This window comes from Arthrobacter sp. 05T442, from assembly GCF_056395945.1.
Genome location: NZ_JBFTKM010000001.1, coordinates 196,508 through 222,536, shown reverse-complemented (window position 1 = coordinate 222,536; position 26,029 = coordinate 196,508). Strand labels below are relative to the sequence as shown.

General features: G+C 60.9%; 22 protein-coding genes and 2 pseudogenes. 14 read left to right on the top strand and 10 right to left on the bottom strand.

Annotated features, from left to right (window positions below; translation table 11 throughout):
* Positions 1-117 precede the first annotated feature (117 nt).
* The 3 genes from AC1DES_RS01045 to AC1DES_RS01035 all read left to right on the top strand — a co-directional run bounded on the left by AC1DES_RS01045 (position 118) and on the right by AC1DES_RS01035 (position 3,777).
* Positions 118-1,008 carry a glycosyltransferase family protein gene (locus tag AC1DES_RS01045; protein ID WP_476893837.1) on the top strand — a complete coding sequence of 297 codons (891 nt, stop codon included), beginning with the start codon at positions 118-120 and terminating at the stop codon, positions 1,006-1,008.
* Positions 1,009-1,220: 212 nt separating this feature from the next.
* Positions 1,221-2,084, top strand: coding sequence for a glycosyltransferase (locus AC1DES_RS01040; protein WP_476893836.1), 864 nt, complete (start codon positions 1,221-1,223; stop codon positions 2,082-2,084).
* 466 nt (positions 2,085-2,550) lie between these two features.
* Positions 2,551-3,777, top strand: coding sequence for an MATE family efflux transporter (locus AC1DES_RS01035; RefSeq protein WP_476893835.1), 1,227 nt, complete (start codon positions 2,551-2,553; stop codon positions 3,775-3,777).
* A gap of 72 nt (positions 3,778-3,849) precedes the next feature.
* Here the strand turns inward: AC1DES_RS01035 and AC1DES_RS01030 are convergent.
* Positions 3,850-4,116, bottom strand: a pseudogene (locus tag AC1DES_RS01030) (ISL3 family transposase); the annotation flags it as partial.
* A 121-nt stretch (positions 4,117-4,237) separates the two neighbouring features.
* On the opposite strand from AC1DES_RS01030, the gene AC1DES_RS01025 reads away from it, so the two are divergent.
* Positions 4,238-4,780, top strand: a complete 543-nt coding sequence (locus tag AC1DES_RS01025; protein WP_476893834.1) for a helix-turn-helix domain-containing protein — start codon at positions 4,238-4,240, stop codon at positions 4,778-4,780.
* A gap of 183 nt (positions 4,781-4,963) precedes the next feature.
* A complete protein-coding gene (locus AC1DES_RS01020) occupies positions 4,964-6,256 on the top strand; it encodes an ISL3 family transposase (RefSeq protein ID WP_476893833.1) in 1,293 nt (430 codons plus the stop codon).
* Between the two features lie 179 nt (positions 6,257-6,435).
* Here AC1DES_RS01020 and AC1DES_RS01015 read toward each other — a convergent pair whose 3' ends face one another.
* Positions 6,436-7,185 (bottom strand): ATP-binding protein, encoded by a 750-nt coding sequence (locus AC1DES_RS01015; RefSeq protein ID WP_476893832.1) that lies wholly within the window; start codon positions 7,183-7,185, stop codon positions 6,436-6,438.
* Positions 7,182-8,549: pseudogene (istA, locus tag AC1DES_RS01010) on the bottom strand (IS21 family transposase); the annotation flags it as partial. The gene AC1DES_RS01015 and the pseudogene istA, both read right to left, overlap by 4 nt.
* Positions 8,550-8,660: 111 nt before the next feature.
* Between istA and AC1DES_RS01005 the strand changes: the two are divergent.
* Entirely contained in the window at positions 8,661-9,665 is a 1,005-nt protein-coding gene (locus AC1DES_RS01005) for a transposase (RefSeq protein WP_476893831.1), read from the top strand.
* Positions 9,666-9,806: 141 nt separating this feature from the next.
* Here the strand turns inward: AC1DES_RS01005 and AC1DES_RS01000 are convergent, their stop codons facing one another.
* The 3 genes from AC1DES_RS01000 to AC1DES_RS00990 form a co-directional block, all read right to left on the bottom strand.
* Positions 9,807-10,091 (bottom strand): DapH/DapD/GlmU-related protein, encoded by a 285-nt coding sequence (locus AC1DES_RS01000; RefSeq protein WP_476894209.1) that lies wholly within the window; start codon positions 10,089-10,091, stop codon positions 9,807-9,809.
* A gap of 296 nt (positions 10,092-10,387) precedes the next feature.
* On the bottom strand, positions 10,388-10,978 hold the full coding sequence (locus tag AC1DES_RS00995; protein ID WP_476894208.1) for a glycosyltransferase: 591 nt from the start codon (positions 10,976-10,978) through the stop codon (positions 10,388-10,390).
* Between the two features lie 505 nt (positions 10,979-11,483).
* Entirely contained in the window at positions 11,484-12,347 is an 864-nt protein-coding gene (locus AC1DES_RS00990; RefSeq protein ID WP_476893830.1) for a glycosyltransferase family 2 protein, read from the bottom strand.
* A 707-nt stretch (positions 12,348-13,054) separates the two neighbouring features.
* Between AC1DES_RS00990 and AC1DES_RS00985 the strand changes: the two genes are divergently transcribed.
* The 8 genes from AC1DES_RS00985 (at position 13,055) to AC1DES_RS00950 (ending at position 22,431) form a co-directional block, all read left to right on the top strand.
* Complete coding sequence (locus AC1DES_RS00985; RefSeq protein ID WP_476893829.1) at positions 13,055-14,299, top strand: glycosyltransferase; 1,245 nt, start codon at positions 13,055-13,057, stop codon at positions 14,297-14,299.
* Positions 14,300-14,349: 50 nt separating this feature from the next.
* Positions 14,350-15,378, top strand: a complete 1,029-nt coding sequence (gene gmd / locus AC1DES_RS00980; RefSeq protein ID WP_476893828.1) for a GDP-mannose 4,6-dehydratase — start codon at positions 14,350-14,352, stop codon at positions 15,376-15,378.
* Positions 15,378-16,352, top strand: coding sequence for a GDP-L-fucose synthase family protein (locus AC1DES_RS00975; protein WP_476893827.1), 975 nt, complete (start codon positions 15,378-15,380; stop codon positions 16,350-16,352). The genes gmd and AC1DES_RS00975 overlap by 1 nt, the downstream gene beginning before the upstream one ends.
* Before the next feature lie 56 nt (positions 16,353-16,408).
* Positions 16,409-17,845, top strand: coding sequence for a sugar transferase (locus AC1DES_RS00970; protein ID WP_476893826.1), 1,437 nt, complete (start codon positions 16,409-16,411; stop codon positions 17,843-17,845).
* 45 nt (positions 17,846-17,890) lie between these two features.
* Entirely contained in the window at positions 17,891-19,204 is a 1,314-nt protein-coding gene (locus AC1DES_RS00965) for a UDP-glucose dehydrogenase family protein (RefSeq protein WP_476893825.1), read from the top strand.
* Positions 19,205-19,207: 3 nt separating this feature from the next.
* Entirely contained in the window at positions 19,208-21,094 is a 1,887-nt protein-coding gene (locus tag AC1DES_RS00960) for a DUF4012 domain-containing protein (RefSeq protein WP_476893824.1), read from the top strand.
* 172 nt (positions 21,095-21,266) lie between these two features.
* A complete protein-coding gene (locus AC1DES_RS00955; RefSeq protein WP_476893823.1) occupies positions 21,267-21,872 on the top strand; it encodes an LPXTG cell wall anchor domain-containing protein in 606 nt (201 codons plus the stop codon).
* Positions 21,873-22,074: 202 nt separating this feature from the next.
* Complete coding sequence (locus AC1DES_RS00950; protein WP_476893822.1) at positions 22,075-22,431, top strand: VanZ family protein; 357 nt, start codon at positions 22,075-22,077, stop codon at positions 22,429-22,431.
* Positions 22,432-22,452: 21 nt separating this feature from the next.
* On the opposite strand, the gene galU is transcribed toward AC1DES_RS00950, so the two are convergent.
* The 4 genes from galU to paaD all read right to left on the bottom strand — a co-directional run bounded on the left by galU (position 22,453) and on the right by paaD (position 26,028).
* The gene (gene galU, locus AC1DES_RS00945) at positions 22,453-23,343 is read right to left on the bottom strand and encodes a UTP--glucose-1-phosphate uridylyltransferase GalU (RefSeq protein WP_476893821.1); all 891 of its coding nucleotides are present in this window, start codon (positions 23,341-23,343) and stop codon (positions 22,453-22,455) included.
* Positions 23,344-23,427: 84 nt separating this feature from the next.
* On the bottom strand, positions 23,428-24,207 hold the full coding sequence (locus tag AC1DES_RS00940) for an enoyl-CoA hydratase/isomerase family protein (protein ID WP_476893820.1): 780 nt from the start codon (positions 24,205-24,207) through the stop codon (positions 23,428-23,430).
* Positions 24,208-24,231: 24 nt separating this feature from the next.
* Entirely contained in the window at positions 24,232-25,458 is a 1,227-nt protein-coding gene (gene paaE / locus AC1DES_RS00935; RefSeq protein ID WP_476893819.1) for a 1,2-phenylacetyl-CoA epoxidase subunit PaaE, read from the bottom strand.
* A 15-nt stretch (positions 25,459-25,473) separates the two neighbouring features.
* The gene (gene paaD, locus AC1DES_RS00930; protein ID WP_476893818.1) at positions 25,474-26,028 is read right to left on the bottom strand and encodes a 1,2-phenylacetyl-CoA epoxidase subunit PaaD; all 555 of its coding nucleotides are present in this window, start codon (positions 26,026-26,028) and stop codon (positions 25,474-25,476) included.
* Between the last annotated feature and the right edge of the window lies 1 nt (position 26,029).

The window sequence follows — 26,029 nt, the reverse complement described above, 5'->3', positions numbered from 1 at the left end:
TTGTGTCGCAAGTATTAACCTCCATGTGTGCCGCCGGAGTTCTAATCGTCGGCCACGATCATCGCTACTTGCAATTACAGCGTTTTGGCTTGCGAACCCCGCAGATAGGTTTTTAAGATGATCAAATCAGAAGTGCGGTTGAGAGGCCTATCAACATCTGTCAAACGATCTCTGGCAAGAGTTGGCCGTGCGGGACGCCTGCTAGTGGCGAATCTCACAGTCCGTTTACCGGCTGGTTTATTTCGCCCAGGCCGAATGGAACCCGGAGTCATTGTGAGTTTGACGTCGTACCCGGGACGGATCGAGACCCTTTGGATAACTTTAGAGTCAATATATCGGCAAAAAGTTCGACCAGAGCAAATTGTGCTGGTCCTGTCAAAGGAAGAATTCCCTGACGACCGAGTCCCGCCAAGCGTCTCAGCCTTTGTTCGTCGCGGACTGAAGATCATTTTCCATGACGGCAACATACGAAGCTTTAAGAAATTGATACCTCTGCTCGATAATTATGCCGACAAGGTCATTGTGACGGCCGACGACGACGTCATTTATCCCCGCACTTGGTTCAAAAAACTTGTAAACGCACACCACGAAAGGCCCGACTACGTTCTGGGACACCGGGGCGCATCGATACGCAGGGAAGGCACGGAAGTCGCGCCTTACATCCGATGGTCCCGGGCTCGTCCTGATACGCCGTCCACACTTGTCTTCCTGACGGGCATGGGCGGTGTACTGTACCCGCCTGGAGCACTGCCGGCCATAGCGGTCGACGAAAAGTTGGCGATGAAGCTTTGCCCGACGACGGATGACATTTGGTTTAAGGCGATGACGCTTCTTAAAGGGACACCCGTAGCTAAAATCGGCTGGGCGTCCGGAAACTTTCCGGTTGTCCGCTCATCCCAAAAGACGGCATTGCACCACGAAAACGTTCAGGCCGGTCAGAATGATCTGCAATTCAGAGCGGTTATGGAACATTTCGATCTTTTGGGCAAGCTGCCCCCGCTCAGTTGACGCTTGGAGGAGCGAAAATCGAGAGCCGCGCCCGACTAACCGCCGGAGACCTCTGTCTGAATGCTTTCCGATGGGCAAGAGAGAATTATTCGCTTCCCCAAGCGCAGTCTGGTGTCGAACCTAGAGTCACTGCCTCTTTCTAACGTAGAGAAGCGGAGCGATAGAGCGAGGAAATATATGACTTAGATTGCAGACTTTTTATACTATCGCAAATGACCCTATCAAACTTGGAGTATTGGTTGCCCCCGTTAATTCTCGTAGTAGTTCCCACACTTGGTACCCGGAAAGGCTGGCTGCGCGCTAGCATTCGGTCCATACTCAGCCAAGAGGGCGTCAACGTTAGAGTGCGCGTCGTAGCGCCGTCTCATGCATCGCTCGGATCTCTCTGCTCGGCCCTCGGGGTTGAGTTAGTCGAGTGCGACCAAAAGGGGCTCTCTGTCGCAATTAATGAAGGATGGAAAGACGCCGGCGGAGCCGAATTTGTCACCTGGCTCGGAGACGACGATCTCCTGGCCCCGGGCTCGCTAGCAGCAACAAGCGCGGCCTTGGCTGCTAGTCCCAACATAGCTATGGTGTACGGCGCAGTTCGCTACATAGACGCCGACGGAGGTTCCCTGTGGCTACAAAGGCCTGGGCGATTCGCCGCGTGGTACTTGCAATACGGCAAGAATTTGGTCCCACAACAAGGGAGCCTGCTGCGGAGATCGTTCGTGATTTCCGCAGGCGGCATTGACGAATCCTTCAGGTCAGCAATGGATCAAGACTTGTTCTCACGTCTTCTGGACTGCGGTTCCTTTTCCTACGTGCGGCGGGAGGTAGCTGCTTTCCGCATGCACGACTCGAACATCACCGTCACGAAAGGGGAGAACGGCGCCGACGAAGGGGAACGGATTCGCGGCCGCCATGCTGGAAAGTTTTACCCAATGATAAGGCGACTGACACTAATATCTGACCGGATGATCTACGCGCTGATCCGTCGATGGCCATATGGATCGCCTGCTACGTTGAATGGACGACCGTACACGGTTGCCCATGGAGCACCAGACGAGGATATCGTCAGCAACCAAGCGACCTGACTGCCCGGATACGCGAATACCTAGGCGCCCTTAGCCCCACGCCCGAAGCCAATATAGAACGGATTGACATGTGTAGGAGGGTTCCTGTATCGGAGTGGCGGCTCAGATCGAGGTGTCGATAGAATCACCTCGATGCGCGGGTAGTAGGCTTTTACTGGTTTTCTCGCGGTACATGAACGTTCCGCAACGGCTATATTCGAAAAAGTTCGGGGATTGGGCTTCCTCTATTGCAATAGTCGCGTGAAGTCAGTTTGCGCGCGCCCTGGTCGACAGCCACCGCATCCTTTTCGGTACCCAGAGCCCAACAGGATGGCACTTGCGAGTTGAGTGGATAAGAAATAGCGAAGCCGGAATCGATAATTCGCGACCTAGGATTTCAGTAAGTAATGCCGAGTGAGATTTTGAGAGTGAGACATCAATGTCGATAGCGGGCCCCATGGGGAAGAGCTTGCTAACAAGGATAATAGTGTTCCCAATTACGGCCGCGACAGCCCTATTGACGACTTCTATTGTTGTTCAATCAGCCGGTGGATTACTATTCGGCATTATCGCGTTGATTTCCACAATTGCCCAGCTCGTCCCATTTGCAGATTTGGGGTTAGGGGCAGCGGTAATTAACGAAATTTCCGGTACCACCGACGCGCGTCGACGAAAGGCGGTGCTGCGCACCGCGACGAAGAAACTACTGATTCCAATGGTTGTGGTGCTTCTACTATCGCCCACTGGTACAATATTTTTCTCATGGGGAGACTTATTAGGTCTCGCAGACACGTCGGTAAAAGATATTAATTTAGTGACATCTCTCGTGATCGCAATTTTCGGCCTATCGATTCCCCTCGGGCTCGGCCAAAGAGTTCTAGTCGGACTCGGCAAGAATCACATCGGAGTGGCAATCGCCATCGTCACAAGTTTGAGCGCGCTGTCGTTCACTTGGCTGATGTCCCTCACACCAGTGAACCCTATTTTTCTCGCCGTCTGCCCTGCCGCAGCGAGTTTCGTGGGTGCGGCAACAGCCTATATCTCGGCGCGGAGAATGCTGAGCCCCAATCCGCGCATCGTGGATGACTATAAGTCGGTAGTAGTAAGTGGCCTTTTTCGTCAGGCCACCCCTATGATCTTAATTATGATTGGCATACCTCTTGCCTTTCAGACCCATCGAATATTGCTTTCCCTAAGATCTAGCCCCTTGGAACTTTCTGAATATAGCCTTACCATGCAGTTTTATTTACCGCTCTGGTCTTTTATATCGGTCGCTGCAACGAGCCTGTGGCCCGTATTCTCCCGGGGACGCAGCGACGGCAAATCCCAGTCTAGAACCGTCGTACATAGTGCGATTGTTCTTGGTTTGCTGGGCGCCGCGTTCGCGTTATTTCTTAGCGGCTTTGGCTCGTGGATTGGAAGTATTGTCTCTCACGGGAAGATAGAACTCGAATCCAATGTGTTAATTGCAGCCTCGGCACTGTTATTCGTCCAGGGTCTGCAACAGGTTCCCGGAATGTTCTTGACTGACACATCGGGGCTTTGGTTCCAAGCTGTCTGTATCGTATTGTTGAGTTTTTGGACTATTGGAGTGGGCTGGTGGGCCACTCCATTCCTCGGCGCGTCCGGTCCGTTATTAGCAACGGCAAGCGGCGTAATAATATTTCAACTCGTCCCGGGCGTCATGCGCGTGACTCAAATTTTGAGGCGATAACTGTTCCCAAGCTGAATCCTAAAATTCTCAGCATTGTCATTCCCACCGGACTACCCCTCTCGGCCTTAGGATTTAGGGCCCTTCGCATTTAGGCATGGTTGGTTGTTTCGCCCGGTAGGGTCGGTGGCCGCCGGCTGCGAGTAGACATCTGAGCCGGTAGTTGGTGAAGTTGCGGAAGCCGCGGGCGATTCTGCGGGTGGTTTCGATGACGCCGTTGATCGCTTCGGTGGGTCCGTTGGAGGCGCCGCTGGTGTCGAAGTAGGCCAGGATCGCGGCTTTCCATTGTTTGAGTGTCCGGCCGAGGCGGGCGACTTCCGGGATGGGGCAGGTCGGGAACGACGCGATCACCGGCTCTTCAAGGTTGGTGGGGAATTGATTCCGTGTCGTAGCTAAAAAAGGGGCCCGTGGCCCTGCTGGGATGAGTGTGTCTGGCATTCAACCAGGAACAGGACCACGAGCCTTGACTGAGCCTACCGGGGCGGCCGCCGACGCTGCCACCAGCATCTTCAACCTGCCCGACTACAGCGTCATTTCGGCCACCGTGCTTACTGATGGCCGGCGCCAGATCATCGTTGAAACCGATCAGCCTCCGGGCTGCCCCATCTGCGGTGTGGTGGCGACGCGGCGGAAGGAACGGCGCTTCCAGCGGATCCGCGACATTCCCGTGGCCGGCGCCGTGGAGGTGCTCTGGTCTAAGTACCGCTGGCACTGCGAGGAACCCGAGTGTCACCGGCTCTCGTTCTTTGAATCCACCTCCCAGGTCCCGCGCCGTGCCCGGTCCACAACCCGGCTTCGCGACCACGTCGTTGATGCTGTCGTCCGGTCCGGACGGGCCGTGTCCGAGACCGCTGCCGCGTTCGCGGTGTCCTGGTGGTTGGTCCGTGCCGCGCTGACAGAAGCCTGCGTCCTCACTCTGCCGGACGTGGATGAGCTCAGTCCGCGGATGCTGGGCATCGATGAACACCGGTTCCGGTCCGTGCGGTACTTCCGTGACCCTGGCTAAACGTCGTGGATCCGGTATGAGGGCTCTTCGTGGTTGGTGGGGAAATGATTCCGTGTCGTAGCTAAAAAAGGGGCTCTTCGTGGTTGGTGGGGAAATGATTCCGTGTCGTAGCTAAAAAAGGGGCCCGTGGCCCTGCTGGGATGAGTGTGTCTAAGCATTCAACCAGGGACAGGACCACGAGCCTTGAACGAGCCTACCGGGGTGGCGCCTGACGCTGCCACCAGCATCTTCAACCTGCCCGACTACCGCGTCATCTCCGCCAGTCTGCTGGCTGATGGCCGGCGCCGGATCATTGTCGAAACCGACCAGCCCCCGGGCTGCCCCACCTGCGGTGTCGTGGCATCGCGGCGGAAAGAGCGGCGTCTCCAGCGGATCCGCGACATTCCCGTGGCCGGGGCCGTGGAGGTCCTCTGGTCCAAGTGCCGCTGGTACTGCGAGGAACCTGCCTGCCCGCGGCTCTCGTTCTTCGAATCCACCACCCAGGTCCCCCGCCGTGCGCGGTCCACCGGCCGGCTCCGGGACCAGGTCGTTGACGCGGTCATCCGGTCCGGCCGTGCCGTCTCGGAGACGGCGGCCGCGTTCGGAGTCTCGTGGTGGACGGTCCGAGCCTCGTTGAACGAGGCCTGCCTGCTCACCCTGCCCGATGTGGATCAGCTCAGTCCGCGGATGCTGGGCATCGATGAACACCGGTTCCGGTCCGTGCGGTTCTTCCGCGACTCCGGCTCCAGCTCGTGGATCCGGCACGAGCCGTGGATGACAACCATCGTTGACCTGGACACCGGACAGGTCCTGGGCGTCGTCGATGGCCGGGACCACAAGGGCGTCGGAGACTGGCTCTTCGCTCGCCCCCTGGCCTGGCGTCTGGGCGTGCAGGTCGTGGCGATCGACCCGTCGGCGGCGTTCCGGAAGGCGTTGAGGATGTGGCTTCCACGCACCGCCGTCGCGGTTGATCATTTCCACCTCGTCTCCCTTGGCAACCAGGCCATGACCGAGGCCAGGCAAAACCTGTCCCAGCAGGTCAAGGGCCGCCGCGGCCGCGGCGTGGACAAGGCTTGGGCCCATCGAATGCTGCTCCTGCGAGCCGGCGACACTCTCACCGGGAACGCGGCACACCGCCTGGCGGAAGTCTTCGCCACCGACGACCCGACCGGCAAGCTTGAATCGGTGTGGAAGGTCAAGGAGCAGTTGCGGATACTGCTGCGCACGAGCTCCCTCTCCGACGCCGCCACCGCGAAGGAGGACCTCAAAGTCCTTGTTGAGGCCGCCGCACGGCCGGAGACGAACAAGCTCTACCGGACCGTGTGCCGATGGTGGAAGGAGATTGGAGTCCTCATCGTCACCGGCGCCACCACGGGAAAAGTCGAGGCCAACAACACCGGCATCAAACACATCAAACGCACCGCGCGCGGCTACCGGAACCCTGGCAATTACAAATCGGTTATTCTCATGAGAAGTGCCGTCCGGACGGCGGCATGACACTCATCCGGGAACCCATTCCCCATGAACCGTGAAGAGCCAAAAAAGGGGCCCGTGGCCCTGCTTGAGTATTTGAAGCTTTGAGCGCCACATGTTCGTGTGGTTCAGCGCCGGGCTTCGTGCGAGAGAGCGCCAGCGGTTGCGTGGCCTGGCGCCGCTGACGCCCTCCGTGACGGTTGCTAGGCGGTTACGAGTGCCGTGTGCTCGCGCATGTTGTAGCTGCCTGTCTCGACCCAGATCGTGTTGTGGATGATCCGGTCCATGATCGCGTCGGCGTGAACGCCGGAGCCGAGCCGCTGGTGCCAGTCCTTCTGGGAGTACTGGGTGCAGAACACTGTTGACGTCTCCCCGTAGCGGCGTTCCATCAGTTCCAGCAGCATGGTGCGCATCGATTCCGTGGGTCGATCCAGCAGCCCCTCATCAATGACCAGCAGGGTAAACGCCGCATATTTGCGCAGGAACTTGCCGGATCCGCCAAGGGTGTCCTGGGCGGCGACCCAGGCTTCCTCGAGGTCGGGCATGCGGACGTAATGCGCGCGGATGCGGTGTTCGCATGCGCGTTTAGCAATCGCGCATCCCAGGTAGGACTTCCCCGACCCGGTGAACCCTTGGAAGACAACCTTCTGCTGCCGGGCCACGAACGAGCAAGTGCCGAGCTGGCTCAACAGCGGCCGGTCAAGACCTCGCTCGTCAAGGAGGTCGATGCGGCGCAGGTCAGCGTTCGGGTAGCGCAGCCCCGCCCGCCGGATCAGGCCGGTGACTTTGGCATGGGTGAACGACGCGTAGGCGTCGTCGACGACCAGCCGGATACGGTCTTCGAACGGCAGGCTGATGCTCAGCGTCTCGTCTTGGGTATCGATGGCCTCCAGCAGCTCGCCCGCGTTCATCTCCCGCAGCTTGCGTTTGGTTTCCGTGTCCAGACGGCTCATCGGGTCCCTCCTGCGTAGTAGGAGCTGCCGCGCACGTATCCGCCATCTTCGTCATCAGGGTCCTCGACGTGCCCGGTCTTATCCTGCCCGGTGTCCAGGATCGGCCTCAGGTGGGCGTAACGGGGCGATCGTATCGGCCCGCGCAGCGCGAGCTGGCATGCGGCTTCCACCCGGGCTGGTGAGAACCTGCGAGACAGGCGCAGGACCGCCAGGGCCGGGTCGTAGCCGGCCTCCTCGATGCGGACAGACTCGAAGATCTTCTCGATCACGGTCCCGGTCGCCGGTCCCATCCGTAACGCCCAGGCGTCGATCCGGGCCCGGTCCCAGGCTTGCCAGCTGTGCCCCTCGGGAAGGTCGGCTTCGTTCGTCCGATACTGATTCGTCGTCGTCACGGGCAGCAGCAGGTGGCTGGTCAGGCGCTCATCACCCCGATAGATCTCGACCATGGTGTCCGTGACGCGAAGATCAACTTGCGCGCCGATGTGGGTGAACGGGACGGAGTAGAAGTTTTTTGCCCAGACCACGTGTCCGTTCCGGCCTACTTTGCGCCCATAGGTCCAGGTGCTGATCTCGAACGTCGCCGCCGGCAACGGTTGCAGCAGCGGCTTCTCCTCGGCCGTGAACACGCTCAGCCGGGAGCCCTCCCGCTTCTGGAACGGCTGTCGGTTGTAGGCGTCGATCTGCTCCCGAATCCGGGCCCGCAGCTGCACCAGGGACGTGAACTGCTCCTGTCTCAGACCCGCAATCACCCAGGTGGCGACGTGGGAGACAGTGTTTTCGACACTGGCTTTGTCTCTCGGGTGCCGCACCCGGCCCGGGAGTACCGCCGCCGAATAATGCGCCGCCATCTCGCGATAGGCGTCATTGAGGACGACTTCGCCCTCGCGCGGGTGAGAGATCACCCCGGTCTTGAGGTTGTCGGGGACGAGCCGGGGGACCGTGCCGCCGAAGAATGCGAACATACCCGCATGCGCGCGCAGCCACGACTCCTGCCGCATATCCAACGTCGCCTCCACGAACGCATACCTGCTGAACGGCAGGCACGCGACGAACAAATACACCTTCGAGACCTCTCCCGTTGCCGGGTCAACGAGCTGCATCGTCGGCCCGGACCAGTCGACCTCGACGCTGCGGCCGGCCTTATGGCCGACCCGGGACGACGCGCCAGTGACGTTGGCGTAATCGCCGTAAAGCCTGCAGAACCGGTCATAACTCATCGCCGCCTGCCCGGTCCGACTGCACCCGTCGAGATACTCCTGGTGCAGCAGCTTCAACGTCACCCCGACCCTGGCCAGCTCACGGTGCACCTGGACCCAGTCCGGCTGCGCGAACACGCTCTCCCGCACCCCGCGACCGGGAAACAGGCTCTTCGTGGTTCGTGGGGAATTGATTCCGTGTCGTAGCTATAAAAGGGGCCCGTGGCCCTGCTGGGATGAGTGTGTCTAAGCATTCAACCAGGGACAGGACCACGAGCCTTGACTGAGCCTATCGTTGTGGCGTGCGACGCTGCCACCAGCATCTTCAATCTGCCTGACTACCGCGTCATCTCCGCGACCGTTCTGGACGACGGCAGGCGCCGGGTCGTTGTGGAAACGGACCAGCCACCGGGGTGCCCGAGCTGCGGTGTCGTTGCGACGCGGCGGAAGGAACGCCGCTTCCAGCGGATCCGCGACATTCCCGTGGCCGGGGCCGTGGAGGTCCTCTGGTCCAAGTACCGCTGGTACTGCGAGGAACCTGCCTGCCCGCGGCTCTCGTTCTTCGAATCCACCACCCAGGTCCCCCGCCGTGCGCGGTCCACCGGCTGGCTCCGGGACCAGGTCGTTGACGCGGTCATCCGGTCCGGCCGTGCCGTCTCGGAGACGGCGGCCGCGTTCGGGGTCTCGTGGTGGACGGTCCGGGCCGCGCTGACCGAAGCCTGTCTCCTCACCCTGCCGAACGTGGATGAGCTCAGTCCGCGGATGCTGGGCATCGACGAGCACCGGTTCCGGTCCGTGCGGTTCTTCCGCGACCCCGGCTCCAGCTCGTGGATCCGGCACGAGCCGTGGATGACGACCATCGTTGACCTGGACACCGGACAGGTCCTGGGCGTGGTCGATGGCCGGGACCACAGGGGCGTCGGCGACTGGCTCTTCGCCCGGCCGCTGGACTGGCGGCTGGGCGTGCAGGTCGTCGCAATCGACCCCTCGGCCGCATTCCGGAAAGCCCTGAGGATGTGGCTGCCGCGCACCGCTGTCGCGGTCGATCATTTTCATCTGGTCTCCCTGGCCAATCAGGCTGTGACAGAGGCCCGGCAGAACCTCTCCCAGCAGGTCAAGGGCCGCCGCGGCCGCGGCGTCGACAAGGCCTGGGCGCACCGGATGTTGCTCCTGCGGGCTGGCGGCGCGCTCTCCGAGAAGGCGGCCCACCGCCTGGCTGAGGTCTTCGCCGCCGACGACCCGACCGGCAAACTCCAAGCCGTGTCATCTGCGGAGGCCCCATAAGCCGCTAGCATGACCACAACTTTCCATGAACACCAGTTCGATAGGCCAAGGAGTCAATAGAACCGGCGGCGGTCCCGCAGTCCTGATGCAGCCATCGGACGATGATGCCCTACATCCAACCATGTGAGAACCAACGGTTCACTAGAACCCACTCCGCCTCTGGCGGTAGTCCAGGGCGCGTGAATGTGACGTGCGCTCTTCATCGTTGGCGAATCTCTGCCCGAGAATCTGTGCAGGATTTCCCCCAACTATGGAGAAAGCGGGTACGTCCTTGGTGACCACGGCACCCGCGGCAACGATGGCTCCTTCTCCAATCGACAAACCGCTTAGGACTACACTCCCGCCCCCTATCCAGACGTCCCGACCAATCGTCACGACGTCTCGTTGCGTCCCCACCCGCTCCGAGGTACGCGTCGCTTCACACATAGGAACGCCTATTTCATCGATTGCATGATCATCTCGTCCGACTATTTGGACGCCCATGCCAATGAGCGCGTAATCACAGATTTCTCCATCCACTTGGATAATGGATCGGGGACCCACTGAGACGCAGTTGCCAATTACGAGACCGTGGGGGGAGCTAATCACCGATCCTCGCCCCGCCCTGAGCTCTTGCCCAATTGTGACGTTTTCGTGGACCGCAAGTCTCCTTGAGACTATTCGAGCAATTTTGACCAATGAACGAGGGAGCCCAGTACTTTTGGCGGCGTTGCTAACTCTCATCAGACCTCAGTATCATTCCCGTCGTGCTTCCGATTCAGAAGCGCATCGATTATTCCATTGGCCATCGACTCAGCCGAATATCTGTTTCTAATAAATTCCGATAAATGAATATCTGGAACTTGGTGGCGTCGGGCCCAAGATTCGGCTATTGCGCTTGCAAGTCCGTGTGGCGAGTTGGAGGAGAACCACGTCACCCCGCCCGAGTCTGCAAGCTCAATCTCTGGCGAGTGTGGTTCTTCATCGGCCACAATCATTGGCACTCCAAACCCGAGACTCTGCGTCAACCCCAAGCCCGCGAATCCTGGGGACACGCTGCAGAACGCGTTCGCATACACTGAACGGAGTCTGTCGGCACCCTCGACCCAACCGTCGAAGGTGACTTTGCCGCAGATTCCTAGACGGCTCACGAGGGCCTGGATAGACTCCTCCGCGTGCCCGCTCCCAACTAGCCGAAGCCGAATATTCTCATTCGACTCCGCCGCAATTGCGAACCCTTCCACCAACAACTCAACCTTCTTGGCGTTCACAAATCGACCGACGTAGAGTAAATCGGTCCTTTCTGTCTTCAGACTATCCAGCCCTGGGACCATGTCGGCGCTTCGGTAGAGGGCATTCGGTGCCACCCAAACCGGACGTCCCGGCAGATCTGTTCGCGCTTTCTGCATGTCGTTATAAGTGTACGAAATGGTTCCTTGCGCAAGCTTCCTCATGGCTATTCGGAGCCTTGCACTCCGCGCACCGGCACCTGCCTGCGGATGGATATGCCCCCACACCAGCGTCCTCCTCCCCAACGTTCGTCGCACGAGCAAGATCCACCAAGCAGTAAGACTTCGCGGGTTAAGGTCCACAATAACTGCGTCCGCCGTCAGGACCACGGGACTGGATGTCACTTGAATGAATGCACGGTTCCGGACTAACCTGAGCATGCTTACTCGCTGAAAATAGCTCGCTGGTATCCCTGTCTTCACAGACGAGTCCAAATGCGCAGCACTCACAAGTAATTTGACCGATTCACCCAGCTGCTCTCTGACCAGCCGAACGCACTCTAGCCTGTAGGCGGGTAATACAGCCAGGAAAAGAACAAATTTCGGACCATTAGAGTCGCTCACTAACTTGCCCCTTTCGGATCGATGCTCTGAGCTCGCGAACTTTGAGCCCAATCTGCCAGTAGTATGTCGACAAAGCAATGGCGTAGTCGAGACCCGCGCGGCCATCGCAGAGTCCCCCTCGCAAGACGTAAGAGTAAAGAAAGAACGCCAGCGGCTTGAGGGGAACAGCATCGAAGATTCGGCCTTGGAGACTCCGCCTACTCCTTGTCGCTTCCATTGTGTGCGGATTAGTCCGCAGGTAAGCTTCCCAATCTGAGTATCGGTTGTGCCTGTCGAACCATGTCCGAACAGGGTCCTTATCTTCGTGGACGAGTCTCCCAGCAATTTTCAGCACACGGCCAGAAGCCTCTGGTTGATAGTGCCCCTCGAGTTCTCCCATTCCGGGGGCATTCAAGTCATCAATTTCTGCATAGCGGACGAACTCACGATTCAAGAGGACCCGTTTCACAACACGGTGTCCGTATTTCAATACACGCCCTGCGAAAACATAATCTAACTCCACGTCACATGCAGCAATCGCGACGGCTTGCTGCGAACAAACCAAAGACCTGATTGATTCCAAAAGTTCGACAGTGGGCGACTCGTCGGCATCTAGGAACAGGACCCATTGATTCCGCGTGGGAACATTATCCAATTGCCACTGCTTCTTCTTTGGATATCTTTTGTTCCAAGTGAAATTAACTACAGGAACGCCAAGAGCTGAACAAATATCCTTGGTTCGGTCCGTACTATTCGAGTCCACGACAATGACTTCATCAAAAGCGGCCAGATTTTCAAGACAATGACCAATCCCAGCCTCCTCGTTTTTAGTCTGAACGAGGACAGAAACTGGCAATTTAGTGGATTTCATACTGACAGTCCTTAGTAAATTATGCTGGCTTTTACTTTTTTCGCTGCTTGTTTCCAATTTACTAGCTGCTAGTGAATCGGGGGCCCTCAATCTTGGAAGGGCCAGACCCCACGATCAAATTGGGTCCAACATCGCCCGACACGAGGGTCATGGGCTTGATTAGTGCTGAGTCGCCAATAGAAACACCCCCAGTCACAAGACATCTGGCAGTTATCCAGACACCATCCCCGATTCTCACTGGCTTTGTGATTAACGCCATATCGCGCCTATGTGCGTGGCTCCCAGTCGTGATCATGGTTTCCTGCGAAATGACAGTGTCATGACCAATAACTACTTCATCCTGGTTATGAATCCACACGCCTTCTCCGATCCAAGAACGGTCTCCGATCTTTAACTTCCATGGAAACTTGACTCTCGTCCTTGGTCTCATGATGACGCCTTTTCCAATGTGCGCGCCGAATAGGCGAAGAACCGCGGCTCTAAGACCGGAATTCACCTGCCACGGATTGGTAACGAAAATCAGTTCAACCGCTGCCCAGAGATAGACCACTGCCTTCGGCCGATCCCAGGCTGCCCGCTCCCCTGGCGCGCGGGACAGATCAATAACCCTCGGTGACATGTTCATGTTGATTCCATCGGCGCTCGTTTGCTCCCCTGTGTGTCTATGACTTGGTCTGATATAGACGTTTCGCACTATTGTTGCACCTGTGAACCAACCAAAACTGCGCATCACAGTGCTCGGCCTGAACTACGCCCCTGAACCCACTGGCAACGCGCCGTACACGGCCAGCCTGGCCGAAGGGCTCGTCGCTGCGGGCCACACCGTCCGGGTGATCACGGGCTACCCCCATTACCCCGAATGGCAGCTGAAGGAAGGGTACAGCGGCTGGTCTCACGATGAGTTGATGGGCGGAGTGAGCGTCAAGCGGCGCAGGCACTTCATACCTACCGCCCCAACCGCAGTTCACCGGATGCACATGGAACTCAGCTTCGGTTTGCGCCTGGTCTTTGCGCACTGGGGTAGGCCTGACGTGGTTTTGATGGTCAGCCCGGCACTGTTCGCATCCGCCCTCGCCCTTCTCCGTGTACGCCTCAGCCCACGCCGGCCAGCGGTTGGACTGTGGGTCCAGGACCTCTACAGTCTCGGCGTGGTCGAGACGGGGACAGGAGGCAAGAAGCTTGGAGGACTCATAGGCAAGGTTGAATCCTTGATCTTGCGCTCCACGGATGGTGTCGTGGTGATCCATGACCGTTTCCGCGAGTACATCGTCAACTCCCTGGGAGTACCGCCCGAAGCTACAAAGGTCATTCGCAACTGGACGCATCTCCCCCCGTCTCGGGCGTCCGGGAACGAACAGATCCGTGCCCGGCTCGGATGGGCTGCGGACGATGTGGTGGTCCTCCACGCCGGAAATATGGGCAAGAAGCAGGGGCTGGAAAACGTCGTCGAAGCCGCCCGCTTGGCGCAGGAGCGAAACAGCAAAGTGAAATTCGTCCTCATGGGTGACGGAAACCAACGCAAGAGGCTTCAAGAGAGCGCCGAAGGGATCACCCACATCCAATTCGTCGCGCCGCTACCGGCCGAGGAGTTTCAGCTAGCCTTGGCCACCGCTGACGTCCTTCTGGTTAATGAACTGCCCGGCGTCAAGGACATGGCGGTCCCGAGCAAACTAACCTCGTATTTCAACGCCGGAGTTCCTGTGATTGCGGCCACGGATGGCGGAAGCGTCACCGCCATGGAAATTAGCGCGTCCCGCGGCGGCATCAGGATCGATGCCGCCGCTCCGGAAGCGCTCCTTGAAGCTGCGGAAGAGCTTGGCCGCGATCGGGAAGGTGCCGCGTCCCTCGGCACCAACGGTCTCCGATTCAGAAATGAAATATTGTCCGAAACAGCCGCCGTGGGCGACTATGATGACTTCATTACACGTCTGGCATCGTCGCACGGCCGATAGGCCGGGCGACTCTTTTTGCCACACCAAGTTTACTTTTTTATGGGGGTTCCATGGCTACGCGCGCGCTGATCACCGGCATCACAGGACAGGACGGCTCCTACTTGGCCGAACTCCTGCTGTCAAAGGGCTACGAGGTGCACGGCCTCATCCGCCGGGCCTCTACATTCAATACGGCACGTGTAGACCACCTGTACGTCGATTCGCACGATCCCGAAGCCAGGCTATTCCTTCACTACGGTGATCTGAGCGACGGTGCACGGCTGGTCACCCTGCTGGCCCAGATCAAGCCGGACGAGGTCTACAACCTGGCGGCCCAGTCCCATGTCCGGGTGTCATTCGACGAACCGGAGCACACCGCGGACACCACCGGGGTCGGGACGATCCGCCTCCTTGAGGCAGTGCGCATGTCAGGGATCGAGACCAAGTTCTACCAGGCGTCGTCGTCTGAAATGTTCGGTGCCACCCCTCCCCCGCAGAACGAAGAAACCCCGTTCTACCCGCGGTCCCCCTACGGGGCAGCCAAGGTCTACAGCTACTGGATCACCAAGAACTACCGTGAGGCCTACGGCATGTTCGCGGTCAACGGCATCCTCTTCAACCATGAATCGCCCCGACGCGGGGAGACGTTCGTGACCCGCAAGATCACGCGCGCAGTGGCGGCCATCAAGGCCGGAAAACAGGATCTGCTCTACATGGGAAACCTCGACGCCGTGCGTGACTGGGGATACGCAGCAGAATACGTGGAAGGCATGTGGCGCATGCTCCAGGCCGATGAGCCCGATGACTTTGTCCTCGCAACCGGCGGCAACTACACCGTCCGGGATTTCCTGCAGATCTCGTTCGAGCATGCAGGCCTCAATTGGGAGAACCACGTGCGCTTCGACGAGCGCTACCTGCGCCCCACCGAAGTCGACGCCCTGGTAGGAGACGCCTCAAAGGCCCAGGAAAAACTGGGCTGGAAGGCCTCCGTTCACACACCGGAGCTGGCACGCATCATGGTGGACGCAGACATTGAAGCCCTCAAACACGCCGGCAATCACTGGATTGACAGCGTGAGTCTCGACAGTTGGAAGAACTAGTGACCGCGGAAATCAATTTCGTTCCGGCCAAACTGGAACGTTCGTCAAAGTTCTATGTCGCCGGCCACCGCGGACTCGTCGGCTCCGCGATCTGGCGGAACCTAGAGGCAGAGGGCTTCACGAACCTCGTAGGACGGTCCTCTTCGGAACTGGACCTGAAGAATCGCGATGACGTTTTTGCCTTTTTTGCAGAGACCAACCCGCGCTATGTGGTCCTTGCAGCAGCCAAAGTCGGCGGGATCCTCGCCAACAATACGCATCCGGTGGACTTTCTCAGCGACAACCTGCGAATCCAGGTCAACGTCCTCGATGCCGCGCGCGAGCACGGCGTCGAAAGGCTCTTGTTCCTCGGTTCATCGTGCATCTACCCGAAATTCGCCGAGCAGCCAATCCGGGAAGACGCGCTCCTCACCGGACACCTGGAACCGACGAACGACGCGTACGCCATCGCCAAGATCGCTGGCATCATGCATGTCCAGGCGACCCGCCGCCAGTACGGCCTTCCATGGATCTCCGCGATGCCTACCAATCTCTACGGGCCGGGGGACAATTTCTCGCCGGAAGGTTCGCACGTGCTGCCCGCCCTCATTCGCCGCTACGACGAAGCCGCCAGATCCGGGGCTACGAGTGTGACGAACTGGGGCAGCGGCTCCCCGCGCCGAGAGTTCCTCCACGTCGATGACATGGCCACGGCCTGCCTTCACCTGCTCGAACACTATGACGGACCGTCACAAGTGAACGTCGGCACCGGAACCGACGTCACCATCAAGGAACTCGCGTCGATTGTGGCTGAAGCTGTCGGATATCAGGGAGCCATCGAGTGGGATTCCTCCAAGCCGGACGGCACACCGCGCAAGCTCCTTGATGTTTCCAAACTCGCCGAAGCCGGCTGGACCGCGTCGATCGGGCTCGATGAGGGCACCCGGGAGACGGTGCAGTGGTACCGGGCGAACATGGCGACCATACGGAGCTAGCCGACGCCGCGCATGGCGGGTCCGCGAAGTACATTGAACAAGTTGGGGGAATTCAGTTGAGCGGAGACGCGCATTGGCGGAGGCGCACCTCCCGCCTCCTGGGCGCCGTGGATGCCTTCGTGGTCACCTGGGCCATTATCGGGGCATACGTCGTGCGGTTTGGCGTAGAACCCGGCGCTGCTGTTTCCGGCCAGGACTTCAACTACACTTGGGTCTCCGTCGCTCTGGCCATCGCCTGGTGGCTGATGCTCGGCGGATGGAACAGCAGGCAAAGCCGCATTCTCGGCGCTGGACCCGACGAGTATAAGAGGGTCGCCGCTGCGTCGCTGTGGCTCTTTGGATTGGTTGCCACATTCTCCTATGTCCTCCGGATGGACACGGCCCGCGGATACGTTGGGATCGCGCTGCCCGTCGGACTGGGCGGCCTCCTCTTGTCACGCTGGCTCCTTAGACAGCACCTGAACGTCGAGCGCCAGGGGGGCCGGAGCATGTCACGGTTGTTGCTCGTCGGAGGCCCAAGCTCCGTGGCGCACCTTGCCTCATCCCTGGAGCGCGCCAAAGGCGCCGGCTATTTGCCCGTGGCTGCCTACACTCCAGGCGCCCACGATGGACTCGATGCCGAACCGGAGTCCGGCCTCCCGATTCTTGGCCACCGCCCGGACACTGCATCGATATTGGCGGCCATCAACGCCTGCAGCGCCGACGCGGTGGCCGTGTCCGCAGGAGTCCAGCTGCATCCCCAGACGCTGCGGCACTTGGGCTGGGAACTGGCCGCCCGAAACATCGGCCTCATCATGGCTCCGGCCCTGACCGATATCGCGGGCCCACGCATCCATACCCAGCAGGTTGCCGGGCTGCCACTGATTCACGTCACAACGCCCGCGTTGGAGGGCGGCCAGGGGGTGGCCAAGCGTCTGTTCGACATCTTGGCCGCCACGGCCATGATCATCGTGGCGTCCCCGGTCATGGCGTGCGTGGCCCTTGCCGTCAAGCTGGACAGTCCCGGCCCCGTCCTCTTCAAACAGGAGCGCGTGGGAATCGAAGGCGCACGTTTCGGAATGCTCAAATTCCGCTCAATGGGCGTTGATGCGGAACAACAACTTGAAGGTCTCGCTGCCTACAACGAAGGAACGGGCGTGCTCTTCAAGATGAAGAACGATCCAAGAGTCACCCGCGTCGGCGCTGTGCTGCGGAAGTTCAGTTTGGATGAGCTTCCTCAGCTGTTCAACATTGTTGCCGGATCCATGAGCCTCGTGGGTCCTCGGCCACCGCTGCCATCGGAAGTCGAGGCGTACGAACAAGACGTGCGCCGCCGTCTGCTCGTGAAGCCAGGCCTCACAGGGTTGTGGCAAGTAAGCGGCCGCTCGAATCTGTCGTGGCAGGATGCGGTCAGATTGGACCTCTACTACGTCGAGAATTGGTCGCTAGCCGGCGATTTGATCATCCTTCTGCGGACCCTTCGGGCTGTCTTCGGCCGCACGGGCGCGTACTAAACAGCACCGGCATTAAAAACCCCTCAGGGGAAGGAACGAAGTAGCATGCGCATTTCAGTCATTGGTTGCGGGTATCTGGGTGCTGTCCATGCTGCCTGCATGGCCAAACTCGGCCACGAGGTAGTGGGCATCGACGTCGATGAGCGGAAAATTTCCGAGCTGTCCCAGGCGGAAGCACCGTTCTACGAGCCTGGACTGGCTGACTTACTTCGCGACGTCCAAAGAACTGGGCGGCTGACGTTTACTACGGACATGGCGGCCGCTACGGGAAGCGCCGTCCACTTTATTTGTGTGGGCACCCCGCAGCTGAAAGGCGAAAACGGTGCTGACATGAGCTACGTTGACGCCGCGACCGTCGCGCTTCTCCCCCACCTCCAGCCCGGCAATGTCGTCGTCGGAAAGTCCACGGTTCCAGTGGGTACGGCCGCACGGCTCGCAGAACTGGTCCGGGACGTTGATCCAACGGCGCATCTAGCGTGGAACCCGGAGTTCCTTCGTGAAGGCCACGCAGTTTCTGACACCCTGCAGCCCGACCGCTTCGTCTACGGCGTAGAGAGCGGCTTCGAAGAGCATCCGGCCGTGGCAATTCTTGACGAGGTCTATGCCGTGCCCCTGTCCGCCGGCACGCCGCGGCTGGTGACGGACTTGGCAACCGCGGAACTAGTCAAGACAGCCGCCAATTCATTTCTCGCCACCAAGATCTCCTTCATCAACGCCATGGCTGAGGTCTGCGAAGCTGCTGGCGCGGACGTCACCCAGCTGGCCGACGCAATCGGCCTGGATGACCGCATCGGCCGGAAATTCCTCAACGCAGGAATTGGGTTCGGCGGAGGATGCCTGCCCAAGGACATCCGGGCGTTCATGGCCCGTGCAGGCGAGCTGGGCGCGGACCAAGCTCTGACGTTTCTCCGGGAAGTTGATGCGATCAACATGCGGCGAAGGACACGGGTCGTGGAACTCGCAAGAGAGCTCTGCGGCGGAACCTTGATGGGGCAACGAATCGCCGTGTTGGGAGCGGCATTCAAACCAGAGAGCGACGATGTACGGGATTCACCCGCGCTGAGCATTGCCGCCCAACTCCAACTCCAAGGAGCCGTAGTCACGGTTACCGACCCGAAGGCGCTACCAAACGCCGCCAAAAGATTCCCGGAGTTGCATTATGAATTCGATACCGACGAGGCGATACAGCAAGCAGATGCTTTGCTGCTCCTCACCGAATGGTCGCAATACCGCGCCCTGGACCCCTACGAACTTGCCGGGATGGTGGGTTCTCCCCGGATCCTTGACGGCCGCAACGTGCTTGACGCCGCAAAATGGCGCGCGGCCGGATGGACCTACCGCGGACTTGGGCGTCCGTAGGCCATGACCGACACCAAGAACTTCCCGGAAGCCGGCGCCTCGGGCCCCGCACCACGGGACCGCAAGGGCACAACCCCTCGCCGAATCCGCCGTCGTCGATTGATTATCGGCCTGGCCTCGCTCGCCGTCGTGGTCATCCTGGCCGTTGCAGCCGCGGCGTGGCTCGGCTCCAGGGCTAGCATTATCAAGACTGAACTTGAAGCCTCGAACCAGCTCATCCCCGTGCTCAAGGAGGACATTGCCGGCAACAAGCAGCGGGAGGCCAGCGCCACCGTTGAACAGCTGCGCTCCCACACAACGGCGGCCCGCGCGGCTGCAGGGGATCCGCTCTGGACCTTGGCGTCGGCCGTCCCCGGACTCGGCGCGAACTTCAGCGCCGTCGCTGAAGTTGCCCGTTCAGCCGACGATGTCTCCACATTGGGTGTCGCACCGCTGGTGAAGGTGTTTGAATCCCTCAATTGGGACAGCCTGCTGCCAAGCAGCGGGGGAACGGACCTCGGTCCCATCCGCGGCGCCTCCCCCAGTGTTTCGGCCGCAGCCCACGCCGTCCGGGCCTCTGCCGAACGGCTGGGCAACATCGATGCCGGCAGTCTCTGGCCGCAAGTAGCTGAACCGCTGACGCGCGCGCGGGAGCAGCTGCAGGCCGTGACCGGAGCCTTGGATGCCTCGGCGAGCATCGCAAATATCGCGCCCGGCATGTTGGGAGCGGACGGGCAACGGAACTATCTGCTCATGATCCAGAACAACGCTGAGACCCGGGCATCCGGAGGCATTCCCGGAGCGCTGGCGGTTCTCACGCTGGACAAGGGCAAGCTGACGCTGGGCACGCAGAGCAGCGCAGCCGAGGTGGGGATCATGTCCCCGACGTTGCCGGTGGATCCGGAGCAGCAGCAGATCTACTCCACACGCTTGGGCATGTACATGCAGGACGTCAACCTGACGCCGGACTTCCCCACCGCGGCCAGCACGGCGCAGGCCATGTGGGAGAAAAAGACCGGCCAGCACGTGGACGGGGTGATTTCCTTGGATCCCGTGGCGCTGGGTTATGTCCTCGACGCGACCGGGCCGGTAAAGATCACCAGTCCAGAATTGCTTGCGTTGACCAAGACCGGCCTGCCGGCTGAGCTGAACGGCAAGAATGTTGTGCCGACGCTGCTTTCCGACGTTTACGCCAAAATCGCACAGCCCCAACTTCAGGACCTGTACTTCGCCGGGGTGGCAAAGGAAATCTTCGCAGCCCTTTCAAGCGGAAAGGGAGAAGCCAAGGGCCTGATCGAAGGCCTCTCGCGCGGAACGGCGGAGGGCCGCGTCCTCGTCTGGTCCGGCATTGGTGACGAACAGTCAGTTATTGCGAAATATCCTGTGAGCGGATCCATCGCAGGCCCCAGCGTCACTCCTGCACAGTTCGGCGTCTACTTCAACGATGGCACCGGCGCAAAGATGGACTACTACGTCAAGCGCACTGTGCAGCTCGTCCAGGAGTGCACAGGCGATGCCTACGGGCAGGTCAAGGTCCGCATCACCAGCACCAACACGGCCCCTGCGGACGCAGCAGCGTCACTTCCTGCGTATGTCACCGGCGGCGGCGACTTCGGCGTTCCGGCGGGAACAGTCCAGACGAACGTCATTGCCTACGGCCCCGTCCAAGCTAACGTGATGACGGCCATGATCGATGGCAAGAAAGTGAGCTTTGCGGCTAACCAGCACGCCAACAGACCGGTGGGATCTGTGACCCTCACCCTGGCACCGGGCCAGAGCAGCACGGTGGAGCTGACATTCGGGAAGATTGTCCAGCACACGGAACCTAACGTGGTTGTCACGCCCTCCGTCCAGGACGTTAAGGACGTTGTTTTGGACTCAAAACCGGCCGAATGCGGCTCGGGGAAATAGCCGCAATGTTAACAGTAGGTAAAGACGACTCCACTCACTTTGGTAACACCCGTTAAGGGTGCTATCGTCTGCTTGGGCTTAACAAATGAGATTTCAGCCTTGAGGCCACTCGGGGGGACTCGGAAATCTCCACATCACGTGAAAATTCGAATTTACGGTCTCAGGGGGACACTTGAAGAAGTCACTTGCAGTAATAGCACTCGCAGGATCCATCGCACTCGCCGGCGCAGTGCCGGCAATGGCACAAACTCCTTACCCGGCCGCTCCGTCGCAGGGCACGGTTTCCGATGGAACCGTTGCACCCGGCGCGACCTTCACGTTCTCCGGCACGGGCTTCCTGGCCGGTGAAACCATCACCATCACGGTCACGCTGACCCGCGCTCCGCAGGCAATCGGCGGCGGCTTCTCCGGTGGCGGCGCCAGCATGGCCGCCCCCGTCAAGATCAACCTGCCGATGGCACCGCAGACGTTCAGCACCAAGGCCGACGCCAACGGAAACTTCGCGTTTCCGATGAACATCAGCGACGCCGGAACGTACGCGCTGGCCGCAACCGGCCAGACCTCGGGTCACACCGCGAACGCAAGCGTGACTGTGGCCGGTGCCGCAGTCGGCACGGGCACCGGTTTGGCCAACACCGGCGGCGGCACTGCCCTCGCCAACACCGGTGCGGACGCCAGCCTGGTTCTCTGGTCCCTCGTGGGCGCAGGCGCACTGGCTGCAGGCGTTACGTCGGTAGTTGTGGTTCGCCGCCGCGCCAAGGCTGAAGCCGCTGCGTAAGCACTGAAACACTAAGCACAAAGGAGGTGGGTGGTTCTCCGGGAAACCGGAGAACCACCCACCTTTTGCATTTCCCGACGACAACGCACGAAGACCCCGGCAAGAGGCCCATGTGACGCTTTTAGACAAACCCAGGTTCTGGCGTGGAGTCTTGGCCGGGTCCTTCGCCTTCCTGGCGCTCATTGGGTTTTGGCCCACTCCGGTGGATCAGCCCATCCAAGGCGGACTTGCAGAAATATTGGCCTTCCTCCACGCCCTCGGCATCCCCGGCTGGATTGATTACCCGTTCGTCGAAAAGTCCGCGAATGTCGCGCTCTTCATCCCCTTCGGCATCGCAGCCTCATTGGCATTCCCGAAAAAACAGTGGTGGCAGAACGCCGCACTCGGAACAGCTGTCTCCGGCTGCATGGAGCTAGGGCAGCTGCTGTTTCTTCACAACCGTTTTTCGACCCTCGTTGATGTTGTCACTAACTCAACGGGAGCTGTCATAGGAGCCGTGGCGGTGGCGGCAGCATTCCGTCTCCGCCAACGAAAACAGGCCCAGCACCCTCAGCGCTGAGCCTGCCCGAAAAGTGACCTGCTAGTCGAGGAAATCCTTCATCCAGATCCTGAGCTCCTCGCCGAACTCAGCCCGCTCGGAGGCGAGCGTTATAACGGCCTTCAGGTAGCTGAGTTTGTCCCCGGTGTCATAGCGGCGGCCCTTGAAGACAACCCCGAAGACCCCGGGCCCATCGCCGCCAGCGACCGCCAGGGTCTGGAGCGCGTCCGTCAGCTGGATTTCTCCGCCGCGGCCGGGCTCCGTCCGCTCCAGGACGTCAAAGACTGCGGGGTGGAGCACGTACCGGCCGATCACAGCCAGGTTCGACGGGGCCTCCGCTACGGACGGCTTCTCCACCAGACGGTTGACCCGGACGTAGTTCTCGCCCGCCACGGCCGTGATGTCTGCACAGCCATAAGCACTGATCTGGCAGGGATCCACCTCGATCAAGGCGACCACCGAGCCGCCGGTCCGCGCCTGGACATCCATCATGAGGGTGAGCAACTCGTCCCGCTCGTCGATCAGGTCGTCGCCCAGCAGCACGGCGAAGGGCTCGTCGCCCACATGCTGGCGCGCGCACAAGACCGCATGTCCCAGGCCTTTCGCCTCGCCCTGCCGCACGTAGTGGAGGGGCCCGAGTCCGGAGGCCTCCTGCACGGCGTTCAGGCGGGCCGTATCGCCCTTCAACTCCAGCGTGCGCTCCAGGGTCGGTTCACGGTCGAAATGGTCCTCCAGGGAGCGCTTGTTGCGTCCTGTGATCATGAGGAGATCAGTGAGGCCGGCATTGACCGCTTCCTGCACCACGTACTGGATGGCAGGCTGATCGACGACCGGCAGCATTTCCTTGGGCATCGCCTTCGTGGCGGGCAGGAAGCGAGTGCCCAATCCGGCGGCAGGAATGACGGCTTTTCGTATAGAGTTCCCCAGAGTCATAACCGAACCTTACAAGTGGGCATTCAAAATGAGAATGCCTGCACCGAAAGACAAGTATCCGGACCCGCTGTCCTCCCCCGGCGCCTAGCCCTTGAAGACCGGGCTGCGCTTTTCCTGGAAAGCGCGGAAACCCTCGGCGTAGTCCTCGCTCTTGCACAGCCGCGCCTGCTCGGCGTTCTCTTCCTCCATGGCTTCCCAGAGGCCCAGCCGCTGGTCCCGGATATGGGCCACGAGTTCCTTGCTGGCGTTGAACGCGCCGGTGGCGCCCGCGGCCACGGTCGCGATGATGGCCCGGGTGGCGTCCAGCAGTTCAGCCGACGGCATGGCCCTGCTGAACATTCCCTGTGCCACGGCCTCCGCGCCGCTCATGAGCTCGGCCGTGTAGATCAGGTCCAGGGTCCGGTGCATGCCGAGGCGCTCGGTGAAGTACCAGTGCCCGCCGGAATCGAGGGTGGCGCCCAACTTGGCGAAGGGCGAACCGAACTTCGCGTTCTCCGCGACGTACACCACGTCCGTGGCGAGCAGCAGCCCGAGGCCCACGCCGAGGCAGGCGCCCTGGGCCGCCGCAAAGGTCGGGGCGGGGAAGGCGCTCAGCTTCTTCAGCAGGGGCTGGACGAGCCCGCCGAGGTAGGCCTGCGCGTCGTCGTCCTCCGGTGTGACTCCCGCGATGTCGCGGCCCGCGCAGAAGGCGCGCCCCTCACCGCGGAGCAGCAGCGCCCGCACCTCCCCGCGGGCGGCGGCGGCAGCGGCGTCGTCGTACGCCTGTGCCAAATCCGCCAGCGCCTGCTCGTCGAGCGAATTCAGTTTGTGGGGCGCATTGAGGACGACCTCGGCGATGCCGCCGGCGATGGAGAGGGAAATCATGGAGCTCCTTGGATGGGAAAAGGCCTAGACGTCGAAGTCGACGGTGACTTCCGGGGTGGTGGGGTGCGACTGGCAGGTCAGGACATAGCCCTTGTCCAGTTCATCCTGCTCCAGCGCATAGTTCTCGTCCATCGTGACCGCACCGGTGACCACCTTGGCGCGGCACGTGCCGCAGACGCCGCCGGCGCACGCGAAGGGAACGTCCGGGCGGACCCGCAGGGCCGCGTTGAGGATGGATTCGCGGGCATGGGTGGGGCTGGCAACCTCGCCCTGCAGCCCGTCCAGCTTGAACGTGATCTTGTACGTGTCCTTGGACTCGTCGGCAATGACAGGGCGGCCGATATTGCCCTCGGGCCGGTCGGGCTTGCCGGAGGTGAACAACTCAAAGCGGATGTGCTCGGGCTTCACGCCGCGGGCGGCAAGGGTGTCGCGGCACAGCTGCACGAGCTCGAAGGGCCCGCACAGGAACCACTCGTCGATGTCGTCCGCGTGGATGGCCGCGCCAAGGAGCGCTTGGAGCTTCTCGGCGTCGATCCGGCCGCTCAGCAGGGGCGCGATGCGCTGTTCGCGGGACAGTACGTGGTGCAGCGCCAAGCGGGCCGGATACTTGTCCTTGAGGTCGGCCAGTTCTTCGAGGAACATGACGTCCATCGCCGCCTTGTTGGCGTAGATCAGGTCAAAGCGCGTGTCCGGGTGCGCCGCCAGCAGTGTCCTGGCGATGGCGATGACGGGGGTGATGCCGGAACCGGCGGCGATGGCGACAAATGATCCCGGCTCCCCCGCGAGGTCCTTCGGATCATTCATCGAGGTCATCACATTTTGTTCGATCGCCTTGCCGTCGCGGCCGTGCTTGGAGACGAACGCGCCCATGGGGCTCATGACGTCCAGGGCGTCCCCGGCCTTGAGCTCGGCGTTGGCCCAGGTGGAGAACAGCCCGCCGAGGTCCTTCTTGATGGCGACTCTGATTTCGCTGCTGCCGTCCGCAAAGCTCCGGGGTTCGGCGCAGATGGAGTAGCTGCGGCGGATCTCGTGCGGCTCGCCGTCTTCATCCGGCAGCGTGGTCCGCAGGGCAACGTACTGGCCCGGGAGGTAGTCGAACTGTCCTGCGAGTGCGGCCGGTACCCCGAACGTGACCTCGATGGCGTCGTCGGTGAGCCGGCGGACTTCGTCCACGGTCAGCGAGTGGAAGGACGCGCGACGGCGACCGGTGGCTGCGGCCGACTCGGCGGCGGTCTGGCGGACAACAGTCATGGGGGCACCTGTTCCTTACAAAACTTTGAAGTAGTCGAACGGTTCCTTGCAGTCCTGGCACACGTAGAGGGCCTTGCAGGAGGTGGAACCGAAGCGGGTGAGTTCCTTGGTGTTCAGCGAGGAACACTGCGGGCATTTGACGGCCAGGGACAGGCGGACCGGCCCGGAATGCCGCATGGCGGCCGAGTGGCCGGACGGCGGCGCGATGCCGTACTCCTCCAGCTTGGCCTTGCCGGAGTCGCTCATCCAGTCGGTCGTCCACGCCGGGGAGAGTACGAGCTCCACATTGACGCTCGGGTAGCCTTCCCGCCGGAAGGCCGCCGTGAGGTCATCCCGGATCGCGTCCATCGCCGGGCAGCCGGAGTACGTGGGCGTGATGGTGACCTGCACGGCGGGAACCATGCCGCCGTCGTCGTACAGCCGGACGCTGCGCAGGATGCCCAGGTCCTCAATAGTGAGGACCGGGATCTCGGGATCACAGACGGTTGCGGCGATGGCCCGTGCCTTCTCCTCGGCAGTGGGGTGATCCGCCAAAGTGCCGGTGCCGGCCGTCGGGTGGCTGACGTACATG